General features: G+C 73.9%; 19 protein-coding genes. 3 read left to right on the top strand and 16 right to left on the bottom strand.

The window, feature by feature from the left end:
• Window positions 1-73 precede the first annotated feature (73 nt).
• The 3 genes from BM419_RS15200 to BM419_RS15190 form a co-directional block, all read right to left on the bottom strand.
• Complete coding sequence (locus tag BM419_RS15200) at window positions 74-1,144, bottom strand: malate/lactate/ureidoglycolate dehydrogenase (RefSeq protein ID WP_091926890.1); 1,071 nt, start codon at window positions 1,142-1,144, stop codon at window positions 74-76.
• A gap of 120 nt (window positions 1,145-1,264) precedes the next feature.
• On the bottom strand, window positions 1,265-2,764 hold the full coding sequence (locus tag BM419_RS15195; protein ID WP_091926889.1) for a M81 family metallopeptidase: 1,500 nt from the start codon (window positions 2,762-2,764) through the stop codon (window positions 1,265-1,267).
• 32 nt (window positions 2,765-2,796) lie between these two features.
• Window positions 2,797-3,513 (bottom strand): DUF1194 domain-containing protein, encoded by a 717-nt coding sequence (locus BM419_RS15190; protein ID WP_091680721.1) that lies wholly within the window; start codon window positions 3,511-3,513, stop codon window positions 2,797-2,799.
• A 222-nt stretch (window positions 3,514-3,735) separates the two neighbouring features.
• Between BM419_RS15190 and BM419_RS15185 the strand changes: the two genes are divergently transcribed.
• Window positions 3,736-3,957 carry a hypothetical protein gene (locus BM419_RS15185; protein WP_020094582.1) on the top strand — a complete coding sequence of 74 codons (222 nt, stop codon included), beginning with the start codon at window positions 3,736-3,738 and terminating at the stop codon, window positions 3,955-3,957.
• 18 nt (window positions 3,958-3,975) lie between these two features.
• On the opposite strand, the gene BM419_RS15180 is transcribed toward BM419_RS15185, so the two are convergent.
• The 10 genes from BM419_RS15180 to BM419_RS15135 form a co-directional block, all read right to left on the bottom strand.
• Entirely contained in the window at window positions 3,976-4,743 is a 768-nt protein-coding gene (locus BM419_RS15180) for a DUF1223 domain-containing protein (protein WP_020094583.1), read from the bottom strand.
• 7 nt (window positions 4,744-4,750) lie between these two features.
• Window positions 4,751-5,767, bottom strand: a complete 1,017-nt coding sequence (locus BM419_RS15175) for a lipid A biosynthesis lauroyl acyltransferase (protein ID WP_091926888.1) — start codon at window positions 5,765-5,767, stop codon at window positions 4,751-4,753.
• A 139-nt stretch (window positions 5,768-5,906) separates the two neighbouring features.
• The gene (locus BM419_RS15170) at window positions 5,907-6,929 is read right to left on the bottom strand and encodes a zinc-binding dehydrogenase (protein ID WP_091926887.1); all 1,023 of its coding nucleotides are present in this window, start codon (window positions 6,927-6,929) and stop codon (window positions 5,907-5,909) included.
• A gap of 11 nt (window positions 6,930-6,940) precedes the next feature.
• Window positions 6,941-7,228: an SH3 domain-containing protein gene (locus BM419_RS15165; RefSeq protein ID WP_244540781.1), complete on the bottom strand. Its 288-nt coding sequence runs from the start codon at window positions 7,226-7,228 to the stop codon at window positions 6,941-6,943.
• A 32-nt stretch (window positions 7,229-7,260) separates the two neighbouring features.
• Entirely contained in the window at window positions 7,261-8,028 is a 768-nt protein-coding gene (locus BM419_RS15160) for an SDR family oxidoreductase (RefSeq protein ID WP_091926885.1), read from the bottom strand.
• Entirely contained in the window at window positions 8,025-9,308 is a 1,284-nt protein-coding gene (locus BM419_RS15155; RefSeq protein WP_091926884.1) for a beta-ketoacyl-ACP synthase, read from the bottom strand. The genes BM419_RS15160 and BM419_RS15155 overlap by 4 nt, the downstream gene beginning before the upstream one ends.
• A gap of 99 nt (window positions 9,309-9,407) precedes the next feature.
• Window positions 9,408-10,664, bottom strand: a complete 1,257-nt coding sequence (locus tag BM419_RS15150) for a Zn-dependent hydrolase (protein WP_175556312.1) — start codon at window positions 10,662-10,664, stop codon at window positions 9,408-9,410.
• A 126-nt stretch (window positions 10,665-10,790) separates the two neighbouring features.
• A complete protein-coding gene (locus BM419_RS15145; protein ID WP_091680734.1) occupies window positions 10,791-11,252 on the bottom strand; it encodes a tellurite resistance TerB family protein in 462 nt (153 codons plus the stop codon).
• A gap of 230 nt (window positions 11,253-11,482) precedes the next feature.
• Entirely contained in the window at window positions 11,483-12,649 is a 1,167-nt protein-coding gene (locus tag BM419_RS15140; RefSeq protein ID WP_091926882.1) for a carboxylate-amine ligase, read from the bottom strand.
• Window positions 12,650-12,739: 90 nt separating this feature from the next.
• Window positions 12,740-14,257, bottom strand: coding sequence for a CYTH and CHAD domain-containing protein (locus tag BM419_RS15135; protein ID WP_091926881.1), 1,518 nt, complete (start codon window positions 14,255-14,257; stop codon window positions 12,740-12,742).
• A 375-nt stretch (window positions 14,258-14,632) separates the two neighbouring features.
• Between BM419_RS15135 and selB the strand changes: the two genes are divergently transcribed.
• Window positions 14,633-16,570 (top strand): selenocysteine-specific translation elongation factor, encoded by a 1,938-nt coding sequence (gene selB / locus BM419_RS15130; protein WP_244540780.1) that lies wholly within the window; start codon window positions 14,633-14,635, stop codon window positions 16,568-16,570.
• A gap of 85 nt (window positions 16,571-16,655) precedes the next feature.
• On the opposite strand, the gene BM419_RS15125 is transcribed toward selB, so the two are convergent.
• The 3 genes from BM419_RS15125 to BM419_RS15115 all read right to left on the bottom strand — a co-directional run bounded on the left by BM419_RS15125 (window position 16,656) and on the right by BM419_RS15115 (window position 18,551).
• Window positions 16,656-16,955 carry a hypothetical protein gene (locus BM419_RS15125; protein ID WP_091926879.1) on the bottom strand — a complete coding sequence of 100 codons (300 nt, stop codon included), beginning with the start codon at window positions 16,953-16,955 and terminating at the stop codon, window positions 16,656-16,658.
• Between the two features lie 98 nt (window positions 16,956-17,053).
• Window positions 17,054-17,332 (bottom strand): MSMEG_0570 family nitrogen starvation response protein, encoded by a 279-nt coding sequence (locus BM419_RS15120; protein ID WP_026605168.1) that lies wholly within the window; start codon window positions 17,330-17,332, stop codon window positions 17,054-17,056.
• A complete protein-coding gene (locus tag BM419_RS15115) occupies window positions 17,325-18,551 on the bottom strand; it encodes an MSMEG_0565 family glycosyltransferase (RefSeq protein ID WP_091926878.1) in 1,227 nt (408 codons plus the stop codon). The genes BM419_RS15120 and BM419_RS15115 overlap by 8 nt, the downstream gene beginning before the upstream one ends.
• Window positions 18,552-18,884: 333 nt before the next feature.
• Here BM419_RS15115 and BM419_RS15110 point away from each other — a divergent pair, with 333 nt between their 5' ends.
• Window positions 18,885-19,694 (top strand): SGNH/GDSL hydrolase family protein, encoded by an 810-nt coding sequence (locus tag BM419_RS15110; protein WP_042669649.1) that lies wholly within the window; start codon window positions 18,885-18,887, stop codon window positions 19,692-19,694.
• The last annotated feature ends 113 nt before the right edge of the window (window positions 19,695-19,807 follow it).

Genomic DNA, 19,807 nt, shown 5'->3' with positions numbered 1-19,807 from the left:
CCGGTCCGTGCGGCGCCCCCGTTGAGGCCGGGGGTCGCCGCCGAGCGTGGTGTCATGCCGGGTCGTTCCCGGCTCAGGTGCGATAGGCGTTGCCGTCGAGGCCGTGCGGCCGGCCGGCGGCGAGCAGGGTCTCCCAGACGGGCTCGGGCAGCGGCACACCCTCGGCGAGGCGCTCGGCGCGCATCCGCCGCTCCGGCTCGCCGGGCAGCAGGACCTCGGCGCCCGGCATCGGCTTGGCGCTCTTGAAGAAGTCGAGATAGGCCCGCGTCTCGGCCGCGAGGGCGTCCTCGGTGCCGAGGGCCGACGGCGTGACGTAGATCGACAGCATGCCGTTGCAGATCCGCCGCTGCCCGGGACCGGCCGTGCCCGAGCCGGTGAGCGCGCCGGCCAACAGCTCGCACATCAGCGCGAGGCCGGAGCCCTTGTGCTCGCCGAAGGCCCGGATCGCCCCCGCCCCGCGCTGGTTGTCGCGCTCGACGCCCTCCAGCGGGCCGAACAGGGTCGCCGGGTCGCCGCTGAGGCGGCCGTCGGGCTCGATCAGCGCGCCCTCGGGCAGCGGCTTGCCGCCCCTCGAGGCGACGAGCACCTTGCCCTCGGCGACCAGCGAGGTGGCGAAGTCGAGGATGATCGGGTCGCCTCCTGGGACCGGGAAGCCGGCCGCGAAGGGCGCCGTCGAGAAGCGGCGCTCCACGGAGCCGAACGGCGCCACGAGGAGGCTGCCCGCCACGTTGACGAAATGGACCGAGACGAGCCCCGCCGCCGCCGCCCGCTCGGCCCACTCGCCGATCCGGCCGATATGCCCGGCGTGCCGCAGGGCGATGATCGCGACGCCGTTCGCCCGCGCCTTGGCGATCCCGAGATCGACGGCGACGGGGCCGGCCGTCTGCCCGAACCCGTAATGGGCGTCGACGAGGGCGAAGTTCGGCGCGTCGGTCACGATCTCGGGCGTGCGGCCGGCCTCGACCTCGCCGGCGCGCAGCCACTCGACGTAGCGGGTGACGCGGACCACGCCGTGGCTGTCGTGGCCGGTGAGGTTCGCCGCCACCAGGAAGCGGCCGATGCGCTCGGCCTCCGGCTCGGCGCATCCCTCGCGCACGAAGATGTGCCGCACGTAGGCGGTCAGCCTGTCGGCCGGAATCCGCATCCCGTCTCTCCCTCGCCGCGCCTCACCGAGCGCGTGCGGGATGAACCTAGCGCCCTCGCACGTGCGGGGCGAGCACCGGCGGGTGACGGCGGCCGCCACCTGTCGTCCCCGCCGGACCGGTCATGGGTCGGACGGGACGGGCCCGGGCGGGTCGCCGTAGGGGAAGAAGTCGGCGGCCCGCATCTGCGCGTAGGCGAGGTGATCGAGGCGCACCGTGCCGAGGAACGGCTCCGGCGGCTCCACCAGCAGGATCGTGCGGGCGTAGCCGCTGTCGTCGAAGCCGCGCCGGAAATGCACCCGCGACTTGATCGCCACGACGTCGAAATCCGCCGGGTCCAGGCCGAGCCGCCACAGCTCGTCGGGCTCGACGATCTGCGCGAGCTGCGGGCTCAGCACGAGGACGTTGCCGGCCCCGAACGCGACGCAGATCCAGGTGCCTCCGCCGCCGCTGCCGGCGACGCCGGGCTCCGGCGCCGCGACGACGCGCAGCACGGTCCCGGTGATCTGCACCGGGTCACCCGCCGACGGGTCGCCGCCACCGCCGACCGGCGCGTCGAACGGGTCGCCGGCCGCGAGGGACCCCGCCGCGATGTCGGGCGACGCCACCGTGGCGACCAGGGTGCGGGCGAGGCCCTGCCGGAGGATCTCGCGCAGCAGCCAGGTCGCCCGGCCCGACCGGTCGCTGTGGTCGGCGAGGACGACCGGGGCGGCCCCCTCCGCCACCGCCGCCCGCGCGAGGCGCACGCCGTCGGCGATCGTGTGGATCCGCGTCGTCTCGAGCAGCGCGCGCCGCTGCCGCCACGCGAAATCCGCGACGTCCCGCGCCACCCGCTCGGCGAGGGCCGGGTCGTCGTCGGTGATCGCCTGCACGGTCATCCCGCCGTCCGGGGCGTCGCCCCAAGGGAAGCCGAAGAAGACGTTCACGTACACGTCCGGCTCGCGCGCCTCCCAGACGAGGGCCCGCTGCACGAGGTCGGACCATGGTGCGGCGCCGGTCCACTGAACGACGGTCGGCGAGAGGATCGGCACCTTGAGGGTCCGGTGCGCCGGCCGGAAGTCGCCGCGCACGGCGCGCACCAGCATCCGGGCGGCCCGCTGCCCCTGCAGGTGGCCGTCGTAATGCGGGAAGTACTTCACCGCGAAAGCCATGTCGGCGTGGTCGAGGAAGGCGGCGTCCTCGTTGCCGTGCAGGTCGAAGGTCCCGACCAGGATCGCCCCCTCGCCCACCGCGGCGCGCACCTGGCGGGCGATGTCGGCCTCCGGCCTGGGGACGTCGCGCACCGCCATCGCGCCGTGCAGGGCGAGATAGACCCCGTCGAACGGGCCCTGCGCCCGCAGCTCCGCCACCATCTGCCCGAGGAAATGCGCGTAGGCGTCGGCGGTGATCCAGCCCGAGGCGGTGCCGGTGCGCGGCCAGAGCGGCGAGGTGATCCCCACGAACTCGACGCCGTCGTACTCCCGCGCCACCTGCACGAAGCCGCCCATGTAGCCCTTGGGATCGGTGGCGAGCAGCGCGGCCCCGGCGGCCGGTGAGCCGGGATAGATGAAGTCGTCCCGGGTCGTGTCGTTCGGTAGGAACGTGACGGTCTCGTGCGTGAACTGGAGGACGGCAAGGCGCATCGATGGTCGGTCCTCTGGGATCCGGGTGACGGTCAGGAGATCTCGCGCACGAGCTTCGCGATGAGCGAGCGGCCGAAGGCCGCGAAGCTCTCGGCGGTCATCACGAAGGCGCCCTCCCCGCCGATCACGACGCTCCGGTAATACGCGGCCAGGCCGCCCGCCGGATTGGTATGCTCTTTCAGGAAGGCCGGCATCCCCTCGGGTTCGGTGAGGATGACGATGCCGTTGACCGTGATGCCGGCCGCGACGGCGGCGTCCCGGGCCTCGGCGATGGGCCGCCCGGCATTGCCGGTGCCGTCACCGGAGATGTCGATAACCCGGCGCTCGGCGCGGAACGGCGCGCGGGCCAGAAGGTCGGCAGCGAAACCGATCGCCGAGCCGATGGCGGTGCGTCCGTAGAACGGGCGCGGCACCGCGCGGAGGCGCGCCGCGAAGGCGGCCGCGTCCTGCGCCGAGGCGATCACCATCCAGTCGACCGCGACCTGCTGCTCGCCGGGTCCGGCCCAGTCGAACAGGGCGACGCCGATGCGCCCGGTCGGGCCGTCGCCGATGGCGCGCAGCACGCGCGGGTCGCCGAAGGCCTCGGCGTAGCCGCGGCGCTCGAGGTCGAACCGGGCCTCGCTGATGCTGAGCGACACGTCCACCGCGAGGACGAGGAGGAGGTCGACGCCCGTATCCGCCGCGCGGGCGGGGCGTCCGGCCAGCGACAGGGCGGCGAACATCCCGGACAGGAACGGACGTCGCCGCATGGCCGACCCTCGATCTCGGGCGCCCGCGCGGGACGGCGGGCGGCTCACCCATGCAACGAGCCTGCCGACCCGCCGGTTCGAGCGCTCCGGCCGCGACGCACGAAGGTTCCGCTCCCGCGGCGCGGACTCGCGCCGCTTTCGGCCGCATCACGGGCCGGGGCGCCCGCCCTACCTGCCGCGGATCGGGGCGCCGCCGGCGCCGCCCACCCAGAGACAGTCGTCATGCAGCGTGTTCGCCGAATCGGTCGTGCCATCGAGAACGGGATCGTCGGAGCCGTGACCGGGACGGTCGCAGGCGTCAGCCGGATGATCGACGGGCTGATCGGGCTGGTGGGCCGCCTGTCCGAGCGCCTCGACGCTCGCCTGTCGTCGCTCGCCGACGCGTCCCGGGCGCGCCACCGGCGCGAGGGCCGCCGGCAGATCGACCCGATCTCGCTGGAGTAGCAGCGCGCGACCCCGCGCCTAGAGCCCCGGTCCCTTGGCGGCCCCGAAGATGCGGCCCGGCTTGCCGTCGGCCGCGCCCTGGAGCAGGACGACCCAGCTGTCCGCGTCGGCGACGCGGGCCTGGGTGTCGGGCACCTCGAAGCGGGTCGGCTGGCCCGTCCAGGGACCGAGCCGCTGCATGCCGCGGACGACGTTGACGTAGGTCGCCGTCCGGCCGCCGTTCTCCCCGGACTGGATCGCGATGGCGCGGCTGCGGAGCACGGGCACCAGCCAGACGTCGCCGCGGATCTCGGTCTTGGCCTCCGGGGCCGCCCCGACCTCCACCAGGATCCGGTCGCCGTTGGTCTCCCCGCGCACCGGCACCGGCAGCCCGCCGTGCTGGCAGGCATCGCGGATCAGGCGCTCCAGGGCCGGCCGGTCGGACCCGACGGCGAAGCCGTTGCCGTCGACCACGACCTGGGGGGTGAACACCTGTCGGGCCCCGCGGCCCCGCGCGTAGGCGCGCTGGCGCTCGGTCAGCGGCCGCAGCGCGAGCGTGTCCTTCCAGCCGAGATAGTCCCAGTAGGTCACCGGCAGGGTCAGGGCGATGACGCCGGGCTTGTGGGCGAGGTCGCGCAGGACCGGGTCGGCGGAGCGGCAGGCGCCGCAGCCCTGGCTGGTGAAGAGCTCGACCACGGCGCGGACGGGCTCGGCCCGCGCCGGCATCGCGGCCAGCGTCGCGCAGGCAAGCAGCGCGGCGCGCAGCGCGCGGCGGTCGCGGGTCGGGGCGCGGTGCCGGGGCGTCATCGATCCATCAGACCGTCTGCGAGGCCGAAGGTGAAATCACGTTGGCTTGAGAGATCTCTACTGTCGGTTGAAGTGGCGCCGGCGCCACTCTCGGCTTGGGCAGCATGTCGGGCCGCCAGCGGCGATGCATCCACAGCCACTGGCCGGGATTCTCCCGTACCCAGCCCTCGACCACGGCCGTCATCGCCTGCATGGCGCCGGCGACGTCGATGGTCCCGTCGGCCGCCCTGGGCAGGTCCAGGGGCGGCGTCAGCTCGAGGCGGAAGCGGCCCTCCGGCAGGCGCACGACGCGCACGCCGTGCACCGGGCAGTCGTAGTGGCGGGCGAGCTTGGCCAAGAGGGGGTTGGCGAGGCATGGCCGGCCGAGGAACTCCACCACGACGCCGCGGGTGAAGTGCTGGTCGATCAGTTGACCCAGGTGGCCGCCGGTCTCGACCACGTCGCGCATGGCGAAAACGGCGCCCGGCGTGGAGGCGGCGAGCCCGCCCATCGTCCGGCGGCGGACCTCTTGGACGAGGCGCGCGGCGGCGGGGTTGTTCGGCGGCCGGAACACTGCGGTGGCGTCCAGGCCGAAACGGGCCGCGCAGATCGCCGGCAATTCCCAGTTCGCCAGATGCGCCGAGAAGATCAGACCGGGCCGGCCGTCGTCCCGCAGGGCGTAGAAGTGCTCGATCCCGGCGACCTCCGTCCGCAAGTCGCCGGTGGCGGCGGGATCGTAATCGAACAGGCTATCGAGATGGGCGTACTCGGCCCCCGTCCGGCCGAGATTGTCCCAGGCCTCCAGGGCGATCCGCTTCCGCTCCGCCTCCGACATTTCGGGGAAGGCCGCCCGGAGGTTCGCCATCGCCGTGCGGTGCGCCGGCAGGAGCGGTCCCAGGGTTCGCAGGAGCGCGGCGCCGAGTGCCGTGGACCGGACCGGCCCGAGGATCCGGGCCAGCAGCACCAGGGCGCGGATCACCGGGATCATCGCGAAGCCCGCGAGGCGCGGGTACGACCGTTTGAGCAGGAGGGCGAGACGCAGCACAGTCGATTCCAGGATACGGTCCGGGCGGCCCCCCAGCGCACCCGTACAGCGACGTTTACGACAAGTCTCCCGCAGCGCGAAATGCGGATCACCGCACCCGGTGACGGTGCGGCGCCGGGCGGGTGCGCCGCTGCCGGCGCTACAGGCTGACGAGGATCTTGCCGAACACCCGGCGCGATTCGAGGCGCTCCAGACCCTGCGCGAAATCCGCCAGCGGGTACACGGTATCCACCACCGGTCGAATGCCCGCTTCCATCTTGGCGAGGGCCTGCCCGATATTCGCGAGCGAGCAGCCGAACGAGCCGGTGATGCGGTACTGCTGCTGGAACAGCTGCATCAGGTTCATGGTCGCCGAGACGCCCGAGGTCGATCCGCAGGTCACGAGTCGGCCGCCGCGCTTCAGGCAGAGCAGGGAGCCGTTCCAGGTATCGGCGCCGACATGCTCGAACACCACGTCGACGCCCTTGCGCTTCGTGAGCCGGCGGACCTCGCCCTCGAAGCGCTCGGTGCGGTAGTTGATGACGTGATCGGCGCCGAGCTCGGCGGCCTTGCGACCCTTCTCGTCGTCGCCGACCGTCGTGTAGACGGTGCAGCCGATCGCCTTGGCCATGCGGATTGCTGCGGTCCCGATCCCGGAGCCGCCGGCATGGACCAGCACGCTCTCGCCGGGCTCAAGGCGCGCGTTGTCGAACAGCATGTGCTGGACCGTGCCGAAGGCGATGCCCGCGCAGGCGGCGTCGGTGTCGCTGACGCCATCCGGCACCTTCACGACGAGGCGGGCCGGCATGGTCACCAGCTCCCGGGCGAAGCCGTCGAGATGGAAGCCCATCACGCCGGACACGTCCTCGCAGAGGTTGTCGCGCCCCTCGCGGCAGGCCTTGCACTTGCCGCAGGTCATGGCGCCGTACGGCACGACCCGGTCGCCCGCGACGAGGCCGGTGACGCCCGCCCCGACCGACTCGACGGTCCCGGCCGCCTCCGCGCCGACGATCAGCGGCATCTTCCGCTTGGCGAAGGCCATGCCGCGGAAGCCCCAGACGTCGATGAAGTTGAGGCCGACCGCGCGGATGCGGATCCGGACCTCGCCGGCGCCGGGCGCGGGCGGCGGCTCGATCTCGGTGAGGCGCAGGTCGCGGTCGCCGAACAGTTGGAGGGCTCGCATCGTGTCTCTCGTCACTCCGGCGCCAGGTAGCGCCGCCGCGCCCATCCGAGGGCGCGTCCGGCCTTTACCCGGCACCACGTGGTGCGGCTCGGCGTGTCGTTGGTGCAGCCGAAGACCAGGGCGCGGCTGCGGATCTCGCCGATCTGCTCGGCGGACGGGTCCGGCTCGGCGCGGACGCTGAGCGGCTCGCCCGGCGGCAGGCCGGAGATCCGGTAGACCTGCGGCTCCGCCCGGGCATGGCCCGGGGCCAGGAGAGCCGCGCCGCAGAGGGCGGCGGTGAGGGCGAGGCTGGCGCGCATCGGCAGAATCGTCCGGTTCGGCGGCGCCACCGTCAGGTCCGGTGGACACCCATCATGGCGGTCAGGCCGCCATCGACGGGCAGCACGGTCCCGGTGATGTAGGATGCCCCCTCGCCCATCAGGAAGGCCGCTAGCGCCGCGACATCCTCGGGCCGCCCGAAGCGGCCGGCGGGAATCTGGCGCTCCATCCCGTCGCGGTAGGCGGCGTAGCGCTCCATCATGGCGGTGTCGACGAAGCCCGGGGCGATCACATTGACGGTCACGCCGCGCTTGGCGGTCTCGATCGCCAGGGTGCGGCAATAGGCGATGAGCGCGCCCTTGGTCGCCGCGTAGGCGGCGTTGCCGGCATTCGCCCGCAGGGCGGCGACCGAGCCGACCGCCACGATGCGGCCCGCGCGCGCCTGGGTCATCTCCCGCACGAGCGCCTTGGCGAGGCGCGTCAGCGAGAAGAAGTTGACCTGCATGGCGGCCTCGGCGCGCTCCTGATCGAGCATCGCCGCGAGGGCGTCGCAGGACTGGCCGGCATTGTGGACGAGGCCGTAATAGCCGGCGGCCTCGGCGGTCTCGCAGAAGGTGTCCAGCGCGGCCCGGTCGGCGAGGTCGACGGGATGGGCCGCGAAAGACCGGTCCGGGTAGGTCGTCCGCAGCTCGGCCAGCAGCGCCTGCGCGGCCTCGGCCGAGGCGCGGTAGGTGAAGTCGACGCCGAGGCCGGATCCCGCCAGCGCGCGGACGATCGCGGCGCCGATGCCGGACGCGCCGCCGGTCACGAGGACCCGGCACGGGGTGTCGGCGGCGCTCACGCGGGCTCCGCGCCGAGGACCAGGCAGGTGTTCTGGCCGCCGAAGCCGAACGAGTTCGACAGCACGGTCCGCACCGGCAGGTCGCGGGCGGTCTCCACGATGTCGAGGGCGATGGTCGGGTCCGGCACGCGGTGGTTGATGGTCGGCGGGATGCGGCCGTGGCGGATGGTCAGCAGCGAGACCGCCGCCTCGATGGCGCCGGCCGCCGTGAGGGTGTGGCCGATCATCGACTTGTTGGAGGTGACCGGCAGCGCGGTCGCGCGGTCGCCGAACACGGCCGCGAGGCCCAGGGCCTCCATCTTGTCGTTCTCCGGCGTCGAGGTGCCGTGCGCGTTCACCGTGTCGATCGCCTCGGCCGCCACACCGGCATCGTCCAGGCTCGCCCGGATCGCCGCGATGATCGGCGCGCCGTCGGGGCTGGACCGGGTGCGGTGGAAGCCGTCGCCCTTCTCGCCGCAGCCGAGGACGTAGCCGAGGATCGCGGCGCCGCGCGCGACGGCGGCCTCGGCGTCCTCGAGCACCAGGGCGGCCGCGCCCTCGCCCATGACGAACCCGTCCCGGTCCTTCGAGAACGGCTTCGAGGCGGTCGCGGGGTCGTCGTTGCGGGTCGAGAGCGCCGACAGCAGCGAGAAGCGGATCAGCGATTCCGGGTTCACCGAGCCGTCCGTGCCGATGCAGAGCGCCGCCGCGGTCTCGCCGCGCCGGATCGCCTCGACGCCGAGCTGGATCGCCGTGGCCCCCGACGAGCAGGCGGTCGAGAGCGAGATCGGCGAGCCCTTCGTGCCGAAGCGGTCGGCGATGCGATCGGCGACCGTGCCGAAGATGAACAGGTCGTGCCAGGGATCGAAGCGGCGCGTCGCCGCCGCCCGCAGGAGGCCGGCGTAGTCGACCGGGCCGTCGCCGCCCGCGGCCTCGGCCAGGGCCTGCCGCTGCGGCCACTCCATCTCGACCGGCGGGACCGCGATGAACAGGGCGCCCGGGAAATCGCCCCTGGCGCCGATCCCGGCCTGCGCCACCGCCTCCTCGGCGGCGACGGCGGCGAACCGCTCGGACAGGAGCGGCGCGACGAGCGGATCGGTGTCGAGGAAGTCCACCGTCCCGGCGATGCGGGTGCGCAGCGTGTCGGTCGGGAACCGCGCGATCGCGTGGATGCCCGACCGGCCCTCGGTCATGGCCGCCCACGTGTCGGCCTGTCCCTGACCGAGGGAGGAGACGACGCCGATGCCGGTGACCGCGACGAGCGGCCGGCTCCTGGCGTCGCGGTAGGATCGCGCGCTCATGGAGCGGTCCTTACGGGATTTTCCGCCGCGGTACACCTCCGCGCGGGCGGTGCGGCGTGCCCGGCGCCGGGACGACGGGCGCCATCCCGGCGGGAAGCCTCAGGCGCGCGGCGCGTTGGCGAGGCGGAGCACCGTCTGCAGCAGGACGTCGGCGCCGGCGGCGCAGTCGGCCTGCGTGGCGGATTCCGACTCGTTGTGGCTGACGCCGTCCTTGCACGGCACGAAGATCATCGCCGCCGGGACCTTCGCGGCGAGGTTGCAGGCGTCGTGGCCGGCGCCCGAGATGATCCGGCGGCGCGGATGCCCCAGGCTCTCGGCGGACGCGTCGATCGCCGCCACGATCGCGGGGTCGAACGGCACCGGCTCCTTCCGCCAGATCCGGGTCAGCGCGATCTCCAGATGGCGCCGCGCCGCGATCTCGGCGGCCGCCTCGCCGAGCGCCGCCTCCATCGCGTCGAGGGTCTCGGAGCGCGGATCGCGCACGTCCACCGTGAACGCGACCCGGCCCGGCACGACGTTGCGGGAGGGCGCCAGGATCGCGGCCTCGCCGATCGTCGCCACCGCGGACGGCGCGTGGCCCAGCGCGATTCGCTCGGCGGCCAGGGCGAATTCCGAGAGCGCGAGCAGCGCGTCGCGGCGGCGCGGCATCGGCGTCGTCCCGGCGTGGCTCTCGAAGCCGGTGATCACGCCGTCGAACCACATGATGCCCTGGCCGCCCTCGACCACGCCGATGGTCTTGCCCTCGGCCTCCAGGATGGGCCCCTGCTCGATGTGCAGTTCGACGAAGGCGCCGATCTCCCGCGTGCCGACGGCCTCCACCCCGCGGTAGCCGATGGCGTCGAGGGCCTCCGCCACCGTGGTGCCGGCGGCGTCGCGCTTGGCCAGGATCTCGTCCGTGGTGAAGTCGCCCGCGTAGGCCGCCGAGGCCATCATGGCGGGGGCGAAGCGCGAGCCCTCCTCGTTGGTCCAGTTGACCACGAGGAGCGGCGCCTCGGTCTCGATGCCGGCATCGTTCAGGCTGCGCATCACCTCGAGCCCCGCCAGCACGCCGAGGACCCCGTCGAACTTGCCGCCGGTCGGCTGGGTGTCGAGGTGCGAGCCGAAGGCGATCGGCTTGCGGCCCATGTCGCGGCCCGGCCGCAGGGCGTACTGCGTGCCGAGCGCGTCGACCGACACGGTGAGCCCGGCCGCCTCGCAGGCCTCGCGGAACCAGTCGCGGACCTGGCCGTCCTCGGCCGAGAGCGTCAGGCGGTTGATGCCGCCGGCCGGCGTGCCGCCGAATTCCGCGGTCTCCAGGATCGTCGCCCAGAGGCGCGCTCCGTCGGCGCGCAGGTTGTGGGTCTTGCTGAGGCTCATCTCGGCCATGCCGGTTCCTTTCACGGCGGGTCGCCGTGCGACGCTGACGTTATAGGCGGGCGCGACCGAGTTGGCAGCCCTCCCACCACGCGCACCCGAGAGCAACCGCGGTGCCAACCGGGCCGGTCAGGCCAGCGGGCGCCGCACCGGGTTGGCGCGCAGCAGCGCGATCGCGTCGACCCGGAGGGCGACGGCGATCTCGCCGAGAGCGCCCGCCTCGATGTTGCTGATCCCGTCCTGGTCGGCGACGTCCGCGGCGATCAGGAAGACGTTCTCGCGCTGGGCCGCGGGCCGCTCGGCGACCGCCGCGACGTGGCGCAGGTTCTCGGCCCGGCCGAGGCGGGTGCGGGCCCGGGCGATGCCCTCGTAGAGCTCCGTCTCCAGCATCAGCGCGTCGTAGCCCTTCATCAGGACCGGGTCGGCCTTCAGGCCGTGCAGGGCGGCGTCGAATTCGGGGCCCGCGACCTCACCGTCGGCCACGATGACGTTGGCGGCGGCCGAGACCGCCGCGAGCATCAACGCCTTGTCGCCGGCATAGGCCGTCATGGTACGGCCGACATGGCCGAAGAGGTCGCGCAGGAGGCTCATTCCGGAGGGTCGGCCGCGGAGTCGGGGTGGCTGCTGGAACGCGAGGGATAGCAGAGGACGGCACGGAGGGAACCCGTCGCCGCGCGACCGGCCATAAAGGCGCGCGGTACCGGCGGCCAGACATCCTTCGGCAACATGGCCATGCGACTCATACGGCCGACCGCGTCCTCGAGCGCGGCCGACGGAACGCGGCCTCGACGATCCCCCCTCAGCCGGTTCCGCGCCCGTCGTCACGCCGCCGGAGCGATGTTCGGGTGCCCCCCAGGCCCGGACCTCGAGCCGGCGGCGGTATCCGCCGCGAGATGATCGACCACCGCCGACAGAGCCGCGCGCTCCCGCGCGCCCGACCGGCGCGCGGCCGCGAACACGCCCATCTGCCGGTCGGCGCTCGTCCCCTCCGCCACGATCCGCGCCGCGTGCCCGCAGGCGGCGGCGCAGCCCAGCGTCTCGGCATCCTCGGCGATGTCGGCGAGGAGGGTCTCGACCAGCGCGGAGACCGGCACCGTCCGGACCTGCGCCTCGTCGATGAGCGTCGCGCGCACGCCGTCGCACTGGGCCCGCCAGAGATTCTCCATGACGAAGCCGCGGGAGGCGGCGGTCAGGCCGGCATTGAGCCGCTTGTCCCGGACCACCCGGCGCACGAGGCACCGGAACAGCGCGGCGATGCACAGCGCGTCGTCGAGGCGCGTGCAGCTGTCGGCGACCCGCAGTTCGAGAGTCGGATATTTCAGCGACGCGCGCACGTGCCACCAGAGATAGCTGGCATCCGCGATGGCGCCCGAGCGGGTCATCACGTCGACGTAGCGGGCGTAGTCGTCGGCATCGGCGAACAGCTCGGGCACGCCCGTGCGCGGCAGCTCGGCGTAGGCGCGCATCCGGTAGCCGGCGAGGCCGGTCTGCTGCCCCTGCCAGAACGGCGAGCCGGTGGAGAGCGCGAGCAAGACCGGCAGGTAGGGCAGCAGCCGGTTGATCAGCCCGATCCGCGCCTCGGGGTCCGGGACCTCCACGTGGACGTGAAGGCCGCAGACGAGGTTGCGCCGGCCGAGCATCCGGAGGTCGGCCATGATCCCGTGGTAGCGGGCCTTGTCGGTGGGGCGCTGGTCGCGCCACCGGGCGATCGGATGCGTGCCCGCGGCGAAGGTCAGGATCCCGCGCTCGGCGCCGATCGCCGCGAGGCTGCCGCGCAAATCCGCGAGGTGCCCCCGCGCCTCGGCGAGATCGGCGGTCGGCGGCGAGGCCACCTCAACCTGGCACTGGAGCTGCTCACGCTCGGCGTCGTCGAGGCGGGCCCGCACGGCGGCATGGAAGGCCCGGAGGCCGGCCCGCGGCGTGCCGCGCGTGCGCGCATCGGCCAGGAAGAACTCCTCCTCAATGCCGAACCTGTAGGCGTGGGCCATCCGCGCTCCCTGCCCCGGACGGGCCGATCCGCGTCCGGCGAACGCCGCCGCACCGGCCGGGTTCCGACCGGGCCGGCGGCGCGAGAAGCCTCAGCGCCAGAAGGGCTTGACGTCGAGGAGCTCGGACCGTGCGTCCGCGGCCGCGTCGAGCAATTTCTGTGCCCCCGGATCGTCGGGACCCGGCATCGGCGGTCCCGACAGGCTCTCGGTCATCGACCGGGCCGTCTCAAGGTCGTTGAGCGCGCCGAGATGGTCCTGCAGGTCGGAGAGCGCGGCGCCGAACTTCTCCTGCCGGCGGACCGCCTTCTTCTTCCGGTAGAGACCGGCGAAGAACTCCGCGCCGTAGCGGAGCTTCTTGGCGGCGATCCGCGCCCGGTGCCGCGTGTGCGGATCGAGGTGCCGGAGGCCGCGCCCGCGCTTCTTGAGGCGCGCGCGCGCCTTGTCCAGCACCTGCGCGGCGAAGTGGCGCCCGTCGACGGCCGCGTCGGGGCCGGCGGCCCAGGAGCCCGCCTCGACCCAGCCGGCGAAGTCGATGACGAGCGCGCGCCATTGCGGGCTCTCGAGGGTCTCCGAGACCGCGTCGTACGCGGTGGCGCGCTCCGCCTCGGCGCGCGCGCGCAGGGCGTCCAGGCCGGGCTCGTCGGGGCGCTGTTCCGCGAGATCCGGCAGCGTGTCGCTCAGGAATACGTCGAGGTTGCGGGCGTGGCCGAAGGGCTCGGTGACGCGCTTGATCTCGTCGTTGAAGCCGGCCGCCCGGGGATCGCTCTCCAGCATGGGCCCGAACAGCGACAGCGCCGAGCGCAGGCGGCGCAGGGAGACGCGGATCTGGTGGAGCGCCTCGGGCGGGCGGCCGCCTTCCAGGAAGGCGGTCTCGTTGAGGCGCATGTGGCGCAGGCAGGCGCGCGCCACCCGGCGGAAGACCTCCCCGGCGCTCGCGCCCTCGGGCAGTTCCACGGGCTCGGCCTTCACGACGCCGGGCTCGATCCCGTCGAGGAGCGCGTAGCCGACCGCGCTCTTGGCTTTCACGCCGAGGCGCAGCGGCACGGTCTCGGCCAGCTCCCGCGCCAGCGCGAACAGGTCGGCCGGATCGCCGGACTGGAGTTCCAGCTCGACCTCGCAGAGCGGCGCGACGCCCGAGCCGGTCTCGACACGGCCCTCGTCGAGGGTCACGAGCACGCGGGACTCGCCCTGCGCGACCGGGACCTCCCGGCGCTGCACCACGGTGGCGAACAGCCGCTCCAGCGGCGCGTCGGCCTCGCGCAGGACCGGCCCGGCGGCCGTGTCGGCCCAGGCCGCGGGCTCCGGCGCCTCCCCGGCGATCTCGCTCTCCCACTCGGCCCGGTCGAACAGGCCGACGCCGCCGCTCCCGGCCTTCACGGTCTGGATATGGCGGTCGCCCTTGGCGCGGACGCGCAGGGTCAGGCCGGTCTTCCGGAGCGCGCGATCGGGCGTGTCGTAGTAGGTCGTCACCAGGGATTCGGGCTCGGTCGCCGACGCGTCCTTCAACCGGGGATGGGACGCGAGCGCCGTCAGATCCGGCCCGGCGCAGTCGAGCTTCAGCTCGACCTCGCGGGGCTCCGCCGCGGCGTGGCTATCGGTGTCGCTCATACGCTCCTCTTCGTCGCCTGCCCCGGCTAACGAGCCAGGGATGGGCTCCGGTTGCATCGCATCCTGCGTCGCATCTCGCGGAACCGGCATCGGGGCGTGACCGTCCGACGCACCCGCGGCAGCAAAGGCGGCGGCGCCGCCGTCGTCAAGCTGGGACGGGACCGGTCGCCCGCGGCGGATGGATGCTGCGCTGCGTTAAAATCGCGCTTTCCCAAAACGGCACGGCGTGGCAAGACAAATTGTCCACAATCCATCTGCCTCGCAGCCCCGGCCCCGACCGCCCGGAGGCGCACACGGCGCCGCGACGCGCCGGCGCGGCGGATTCCCCTTCGAGCGAGCGGTGCGCCCCTTGTGGACGGCGGCACCGCGGAGAACATGCGGTCGGTGGCTGCTTTGAAGACACTCCTCGTCGGCGTGATCGGGCACGTCGATCACGGCAAGACGGCGCTCGTCCGCGCGCTCACCGGCGTCGAGACCGACCGGCTCAAGGAAGAGCGCGCCCGCGGCGTGTCCATCGTGCCGGGCTTCGCGCTGCTGACCGCCGCGCAGGGCGAGATCGACCTCGTCGACCTGCCGGGCCACGAGCGGTTCGTCCGCGCCATGATCTCCGGCGCCACCGGCATGCGGGCCGTTCTGCTGGCGGTCGACGCCCACGAGGGCATCAAGCCGCAGACGGTGGAGCATCTCGAGATCGCCGCCCTCATCGGCGTGCGCCGCGGTGTCCTGGCGCTGACCAAGGCGGACCTCGCGACGCCCGAGACCGTGGCCGCGCGCGCCGCCGAGATATCCGCAGCGGCCGCCCGGGCCGGTATCGAGGCCGGCCCGGTCATCGCCACCTCGACCGTGACGGGCGACGGCCTGCCTGAGCTCGCCGCCGCCCTCTCGGCGCTGGTGGCAGAGACGGAACCGGTCCGCGACGACGGCTTCCCCTACCTTCCGGTCGACCGGGTCTTCTCCCGGCCGGGCTTCGGCACCGTCGTGACCGGGACGCTGCGACGCGGGCCGCTCACGGTCGGCGACACCGTCGAGATCGCCCCCGGCGGCCGCACCGCCACGGTGCGCGGCCTGCAGATCCACGGGCGCGCGGTCGAGCGCGCCGAGCCGGGGCGCCGCACGGCGGTCGCCCTGCGCGGGATCGACCTCGACCAGATCGCCCGCGGGCAGGCGCTGTCGCTACCGGGCCTGCTCGCGCAGAGCCCGTGGCTCGACGTGGCGATCACCGCGGCCGCGAGCCTGCCGGACGCCCTGGCGGGCGGCACGGCCTGCCGCCTGCTCTTCGGCACCACCGAGGTCGAGGCGCGGCTGCGGCTGCTCGACCGCGACGCCCTGGAGCCGGGCGCCAGTACCCAGGCGCAGCTCCACCTCGGCGAGCCGGTGGCGGTGCCGGCGCGGGAGCCCTTCGTGCTGCGGCTCGATTCGCCCTCCGTCACGGTGGCGGGCGGCCGGATCCTCGACCCGGCGAGCCGCCGCCGCCGGCGCCACGATCCCCGGGTCATGGCCGACCTCGCCGCCCTGGCGGCGGGCGGTCCCGCCGAGGCGATCACGGTCCGCCTCGGGCAGCTCGGCGCGGCCGGGGCACCGCTCAACGAGCTCGCCCGGATCGCCGGTATCGCGCCGGACCGCGCCCGGCAGGCGCTCTCCGAAGACGGTGCCCGCGCGATCGGCGACCGCTTCGTCGGGGCTGCGGCCTTCGAGGCGCTGCGCACCGGCACGCTGGCCGCCCTGGCCCACCATCACCGCGACTACCCGATGGAGCACGGCATCGCCCTGGAGCGCCTGTCCCGCGCCCTGGCGCTGCCCGAGGCGGTGACCGGCGCGGTCCTGCGCGACCTCGCGGCCGCCGGCGGCGTCGCCCAGGCGGGCGCCCTGTGGCGACGGGCCGAGTTCGACCCCGCGCGGAACGAGAGCGAGGCCGCCCGCCGGCTGGAGCAGGTCTTCCGCCGCGCCGGCCTCAGCCCGCCCGACGAGGCCGAGGCCATCGGCCGGGACGTGCGCCGCCGCGAGGCGCTGACCTACCTCGTGGGAGCCGGCACGGTGATCCGCGCCGTCGACCGGGTGCAGCGCCGCGCCGTGCTGTTCCACCGGGAAGCGGTGGCCACCGCCAAGAGCCGCCTGATCGACGCTTTCCCGACGGCGCGGACGGCGGAGACCGGATTCCTGGCCCGCGAGGCCGGCGCGACCCTGGGAATCTCACGCAAGTTCTCGATCCCGCTGCTGGAGCACCTCGACGCCACGGGCTTCACCCGCCGGGCCGGGGATCGTCGGGTGATCGTCGCCCTCGAACCCGGTCGGGCAGTCCCGGACGCCGGCTGACGCGGCGCGCTCGCTCCGCCGGCGTCCCGCACTTAACCCCCCTCTTCCACGCTCGAGAAACGCGGCAGCGCGATCGGGAACGGTGCTAGTCGTCCACACCCAACCAGTCGCCGCGTCCGGGCTCGTAGCAGGTGTACCCGATCAGGCAGCTCGGGTTGTCGCGGGTCGGCCGAAAGGCGCGCCGCGCGATCTCGGTGGGCTCGCAGAACGAGCGGTCGCGGACGAACCGATCGTAGGTCATGCCGCCGGTCCCGAGGACGAGCGCTCCGCGGGCCTGGATGAGGCGGATCGTCTGCTGGCAGGTCATCGCCGTGGTGGACGGCCGCGTCTGCGCCGCCGCGGGCGACGCGGCCAGCACCAGCACTGCCACAATCCGGGTCATCATCGCCTGGGCCTCCGCGCGCCGTGGGTCCTGCGGACAACCCGGCGCGCTGCTCGTCCGCGCCGCGTCGCCTCGCCGCACGGCGATGCCGCGGGCCCTTATCAGTCCTCGAAGGCCTCGACGTGGACCGTCCCGGGCTCCTGGCGGCGGGCGCCCTCCTCGATCCGGGCGAGCTGCGCCTGCGCGCGGCCGCACGGGAACCCGTAGCGGGCGCGGACGCGCTCGCTGGCGATGCCCAGGGCCAGCCGGGTCAGCGCGACGAACTCGTCGAGCGGGTAGTCCTGCCCGACCGCGAGGTGGTCCTTGATCACCAGCGACGGCGAGTAGCAGGCCTCGCGGGTCCCGTCCGGCCACCGGATATGGAAGCGCATCTCAGGCATCGCGCGGGACCCGCAGCGTGTTCCAGGCCGCCGCCCCCGTGGCCGCGGCCATCAACGGCGCGTCCCCGGGCGCGAGCTCCGCGTAGGTCGGCAGGTGGCGCGCCGCGCAGGCGTCCCAGACATGCGCCCGGGCGACCTCCCGGCCGGCATTGCGCAGCCGCGCCCGTCGGCTCGGCTCCAGGCTCGCCCGCATGGCGGCCGCGATGGCGTCGGTGTCGTCCGGGTTCACCGACAGGGCTTCGCCGGGGGCGATATACTCGGTGAAGGGCGGCCGGCCCGACACGATCACCGGCGTTCCGCTGGCCATCGCCTCCAGAACGCACAGGCCGTAGCTCTCCGCGAGGGAGGGAGAGACCAGGGTGTCGGCGAGGCGGTAGAGGCCCGGCATGTCCGCCTGCGCCACGGCGCCGGTTCGAATCACCGGCAGCCCGGGCCCGACCTCGAGCCCCTCGCGCTCGAGCGTGGCGCAGCACCGGGCCTCGTAGCCGACCTGATCGAGGGGCGGCGCGGCGCCGGCCACGACGAGCTGCGCGTCGGGGCAGGTCCGGCGCAGGGCCGCGAAGGCCTCGATGATCGCCAGCGTGTTCCTGCGCGCCTCGAAGCCGCCGACGCTGAGGAAGACCGGGCCGCCGCCGAGGCCGAGGCGGCGGCGGAGCGCGTCGTCCTCCGGTCCGGGATCGGGCGTGAAGGCCGCCCCGTCGACGCCCGTGCCGACCACGTCGGCCCGGGCGCCGTACTCGGCCGCCAGCGTCGCCGCCCAGGTCCGGCTGACGCAGAGCAGGCGCCCGGCATCGAGGATCGCCCGCTCCTCCCACTGCGCGAGCCGCGGATCGGTGAACGTGTCGATCCGGTGGACCGTGCGCACGAAGCCCGGGATGAGGCGGCGCCGGGTCAGGGTGGCGAGCGCGTTGCCGCTGATCCGGCACTGGGCGTGGAAGACGTCGAAGTCGCAGGCGGCTGGCGTCGAGAAGTGCGCCAGGTAGTCGGCGATCCGGGCGCCGACCAGCGCGGCGGCCGGTCCCGCGACCGGCTTGGCCGCGACCGAGATCACCGGACACTGCGCCGCGCGGAAGAAGCCGCCGCCGGTCGGGTCGGGCGCGTGGACCACCGCCTCGTGGCCGAGCCTGCCCAGGGCCTCCCCGAGAGCCAGAGCGTGGACCACGCCGCCGCGCGGGTCGGTCGAGTGCGTGAGGATCGCGATGCGCAAGCGGTCGACCATGGGACGGCTCACGGAGCCCCGCGGCCGGTCGGGGGACGCGCCGCGGCCCCGACCGCGCGCTCCGCCGCCCTCTCGGAGACGCGTCGGAGTTTGTTCTGCATGGTTCATGCCGACTCGGCGTCGGGCGTGCGGGTGCCGCGACGCCAACGTCGCTGGGGTAGACCCGCCGCGCCGATGTTGCCGGGAATCCTCGGGCAAGGGCGCGCCTCCCCACTCATGCCTAATTTTGCGTTACGAATTCAGTGCGTTTTCAAACTCTGCCCGGAACCGCTCTTTTCAGGGCCCTGTGTCAGATTGTATCTACCGCTCACGAGAGCCGGAGCCGTCGGTCCCGTGTCCAAGACGCTGAACACTGTCTTCCCCGCCCGCAGGATGCTGCGCCGCCTGGGCTTGTTGGGCGCCCTCTTGGTCCTTCCGACGGCGGTCCTCGCCTACGCGGACCTGCTGCCCGAATCCCTGGACATGCTGGGCTTCGACCTGGGCGACAGCCCGGACCTGCCCCACGTCGCTCGCCAGATCGCCATCGGCGCCCCGCTCAAGATCGTCGCCTTCGGGTCGTCCTCGACGGAGGGCGTGGGCGCGTCGACCCCGGCCAACGCCTACCCGGCCCGCCTGCAGATCGACCTGCGCAAGAAGCTGCACGGGATGGACGTGGCGGTCATCAACCGCGGCATCGGCGGCGAGCACGTCGACGACATGCTGGCGCGCCTCGACCGCGATGTGATCGCGGCCGAGCCCCAGCTCGTCATCTGGCAGACGGGCAGCAACGACCCGCTGCGCGGCGTGTCGCTCGACCATTTCCGCGAGGCCACCGTGTCGGCGATCCGCCGGATCCGGGACGCCGGCATCGACGTGGTGCTGATGGAGCCGCAATGGTGCCCGAAGCTCGAATCCACGCCGGGCGCCTCGCGCTTCCGCGACGCGGTGCGCAGCATCGGCGACGAGCTCGACGTGCCGGTGATCCGCCGGGCCGACCTGATGCACGGCTGGGTGCGCGAGGGTAAGCTGACGACCAAGCAGCTCTTCGCCGCCGACGGCCTGCACATGGCCGACCGCGGCTACGCGCTCCTGGCCGAGGCCGCCGCGCAGTCGATCCTGCAGGATGCCGGCCCGGTGCGCAGCCCCGAGGCGGTCGCCGAGTAGGCGCGCGATCCCGGCACCGGCTGGACTCGGCCGGCGAAGCTCCCCATCTCGGCGCGATCGAGAGCGGAGCCGAATCTTGAGCCAGGACGCATTCAGGTACGACGACCGGGGCG

It is taken from the genome of Methylobacterium sp. yr668, from assembly GCF_900116245.1.
Classification (GTDB): Bacteria; Pseudomonadota; Alphaproteobacteria; order Rhizobiales; family Beijerinckiaceae; genus Methylobacterium.
The sequence above is the reverse complement of the archived record's forward strand: the minus strand, read 5'-3'. Positions and strand labels throughout refer to the sequence as shown.

Bases quoted from the DNA above. Each gene is read 5' to 3' on its own strand.
- BM419_RS15150 (WP_175556312.1), bottom strand. From the start codon at position 10,664: ATGAGCCTCAGCAAGACCCACAACCTGCGCGCCGACGGAGCGCGCCTC.
- BM419_RS15145 (WP_091680734.1), bottom strand. From the start codon at position 11,252: ATGAGCCTCCTGCGCGACCTCTTCGGCCATGTCGGCCGTACCATGACG.
- BM419_RS15135 (WP_091926881.1), bottom strand. From the start codon at position 14,257: ATGAGCGACACCGATAGCCACGCCGCGGCGGAGCCCCGCGAGGTCGAG.
- BM419_RS15125 (WP_091926879.1), bottom strand. From the start codon at position 16,955: ATGATGACCCGGATTGTGGCAGTGCTGGTGCTGGCCGCGTCGCCCGCG.
- BM419_RS15190 (WP_091680721.1), bottom strand. From the start codon at position 3,513: ATGCGGCGACGTCCGTTCCTGTCCGGGATGTTCGCCGCCCTGTCGCTG.
- BM419_RS15140 (WP_091926882.1), bottom strand. From the start codon at position 12,649: ATGGCCCACGCCTACAGGTTCGGCATTGAGGAGGAGTTCTTCCTGGCC.
- BM419_RS15115 (WP_091926878.1), bottom strand. From the start codon at position 18,551: ATGGTCGACCGCTTGCGCATCGCGATCCTCACGCACTCGACCGACCCG.
- BM419_RS15185 (WP_020094582.1), top strand. From the start codon at position 3,736: ATGCAGCGTGTTCGCCGAATCGGTCGTGCCATCGAGAACGGGATCGTC.
- BM419_RS15155 (WP_091926884.1), bottom strand. From the start codon at position 9,308: ATGAGCGCGCGATCCTACCGCGACGCCAGGAGCCGGCCGCTCGTCGCG.
- BM419_RS15170 (WP_091926887.1), bottom strand. From the start codon at position 6,929: ATGCGAGCCCTCCAACTGTTCGGCGACCGCGACCTGCGCCTCACCGAG.
- BM419_RS15120 (WP_026605168.1), bottom strand. From the start codon at position 17,332: ATGCCTGAGATGCGCTTCCATATCCGGTGGCCGGACGGGACCCGCGAG.
- selB (WP_244540780.1), top strand. From the start codon at position 14,633: ATGCGGTCGGTGGCTGCTTTGAAGACACTCCTCGTCGGCGTGATCGGG.
- BM419_RS15165 (WP_244540781.1), bottom strand. From the start codon at position 7,228: ATGCGCGCCAGCCTCGCCCTCACCGCCGCCCTCTGCGGCGCGGCTCTC.
- BM419_RS15195 (WP_091926889.1), bottom strand. From the start codon at position 2,764: ATGCGCCTTGCCGTCCTCCAGTTCACGCACGAGACCGTCACGTTCCTA.
- BM419_RS15200 (WP_091926890.1), bottom strand. From the start codon at position 1,144: ATGCGGATTCCGGCCGACAGGCTGACCGCCTACGTGCGGCACATCTTC.
- BM419_RS15180 (WP_020094583.1), bottom strand. From the start codon at position 4,743: ATGACGCCCCGGCACCGCGCCCCGACCCGCGACCGCCGCGCGCTGCGC.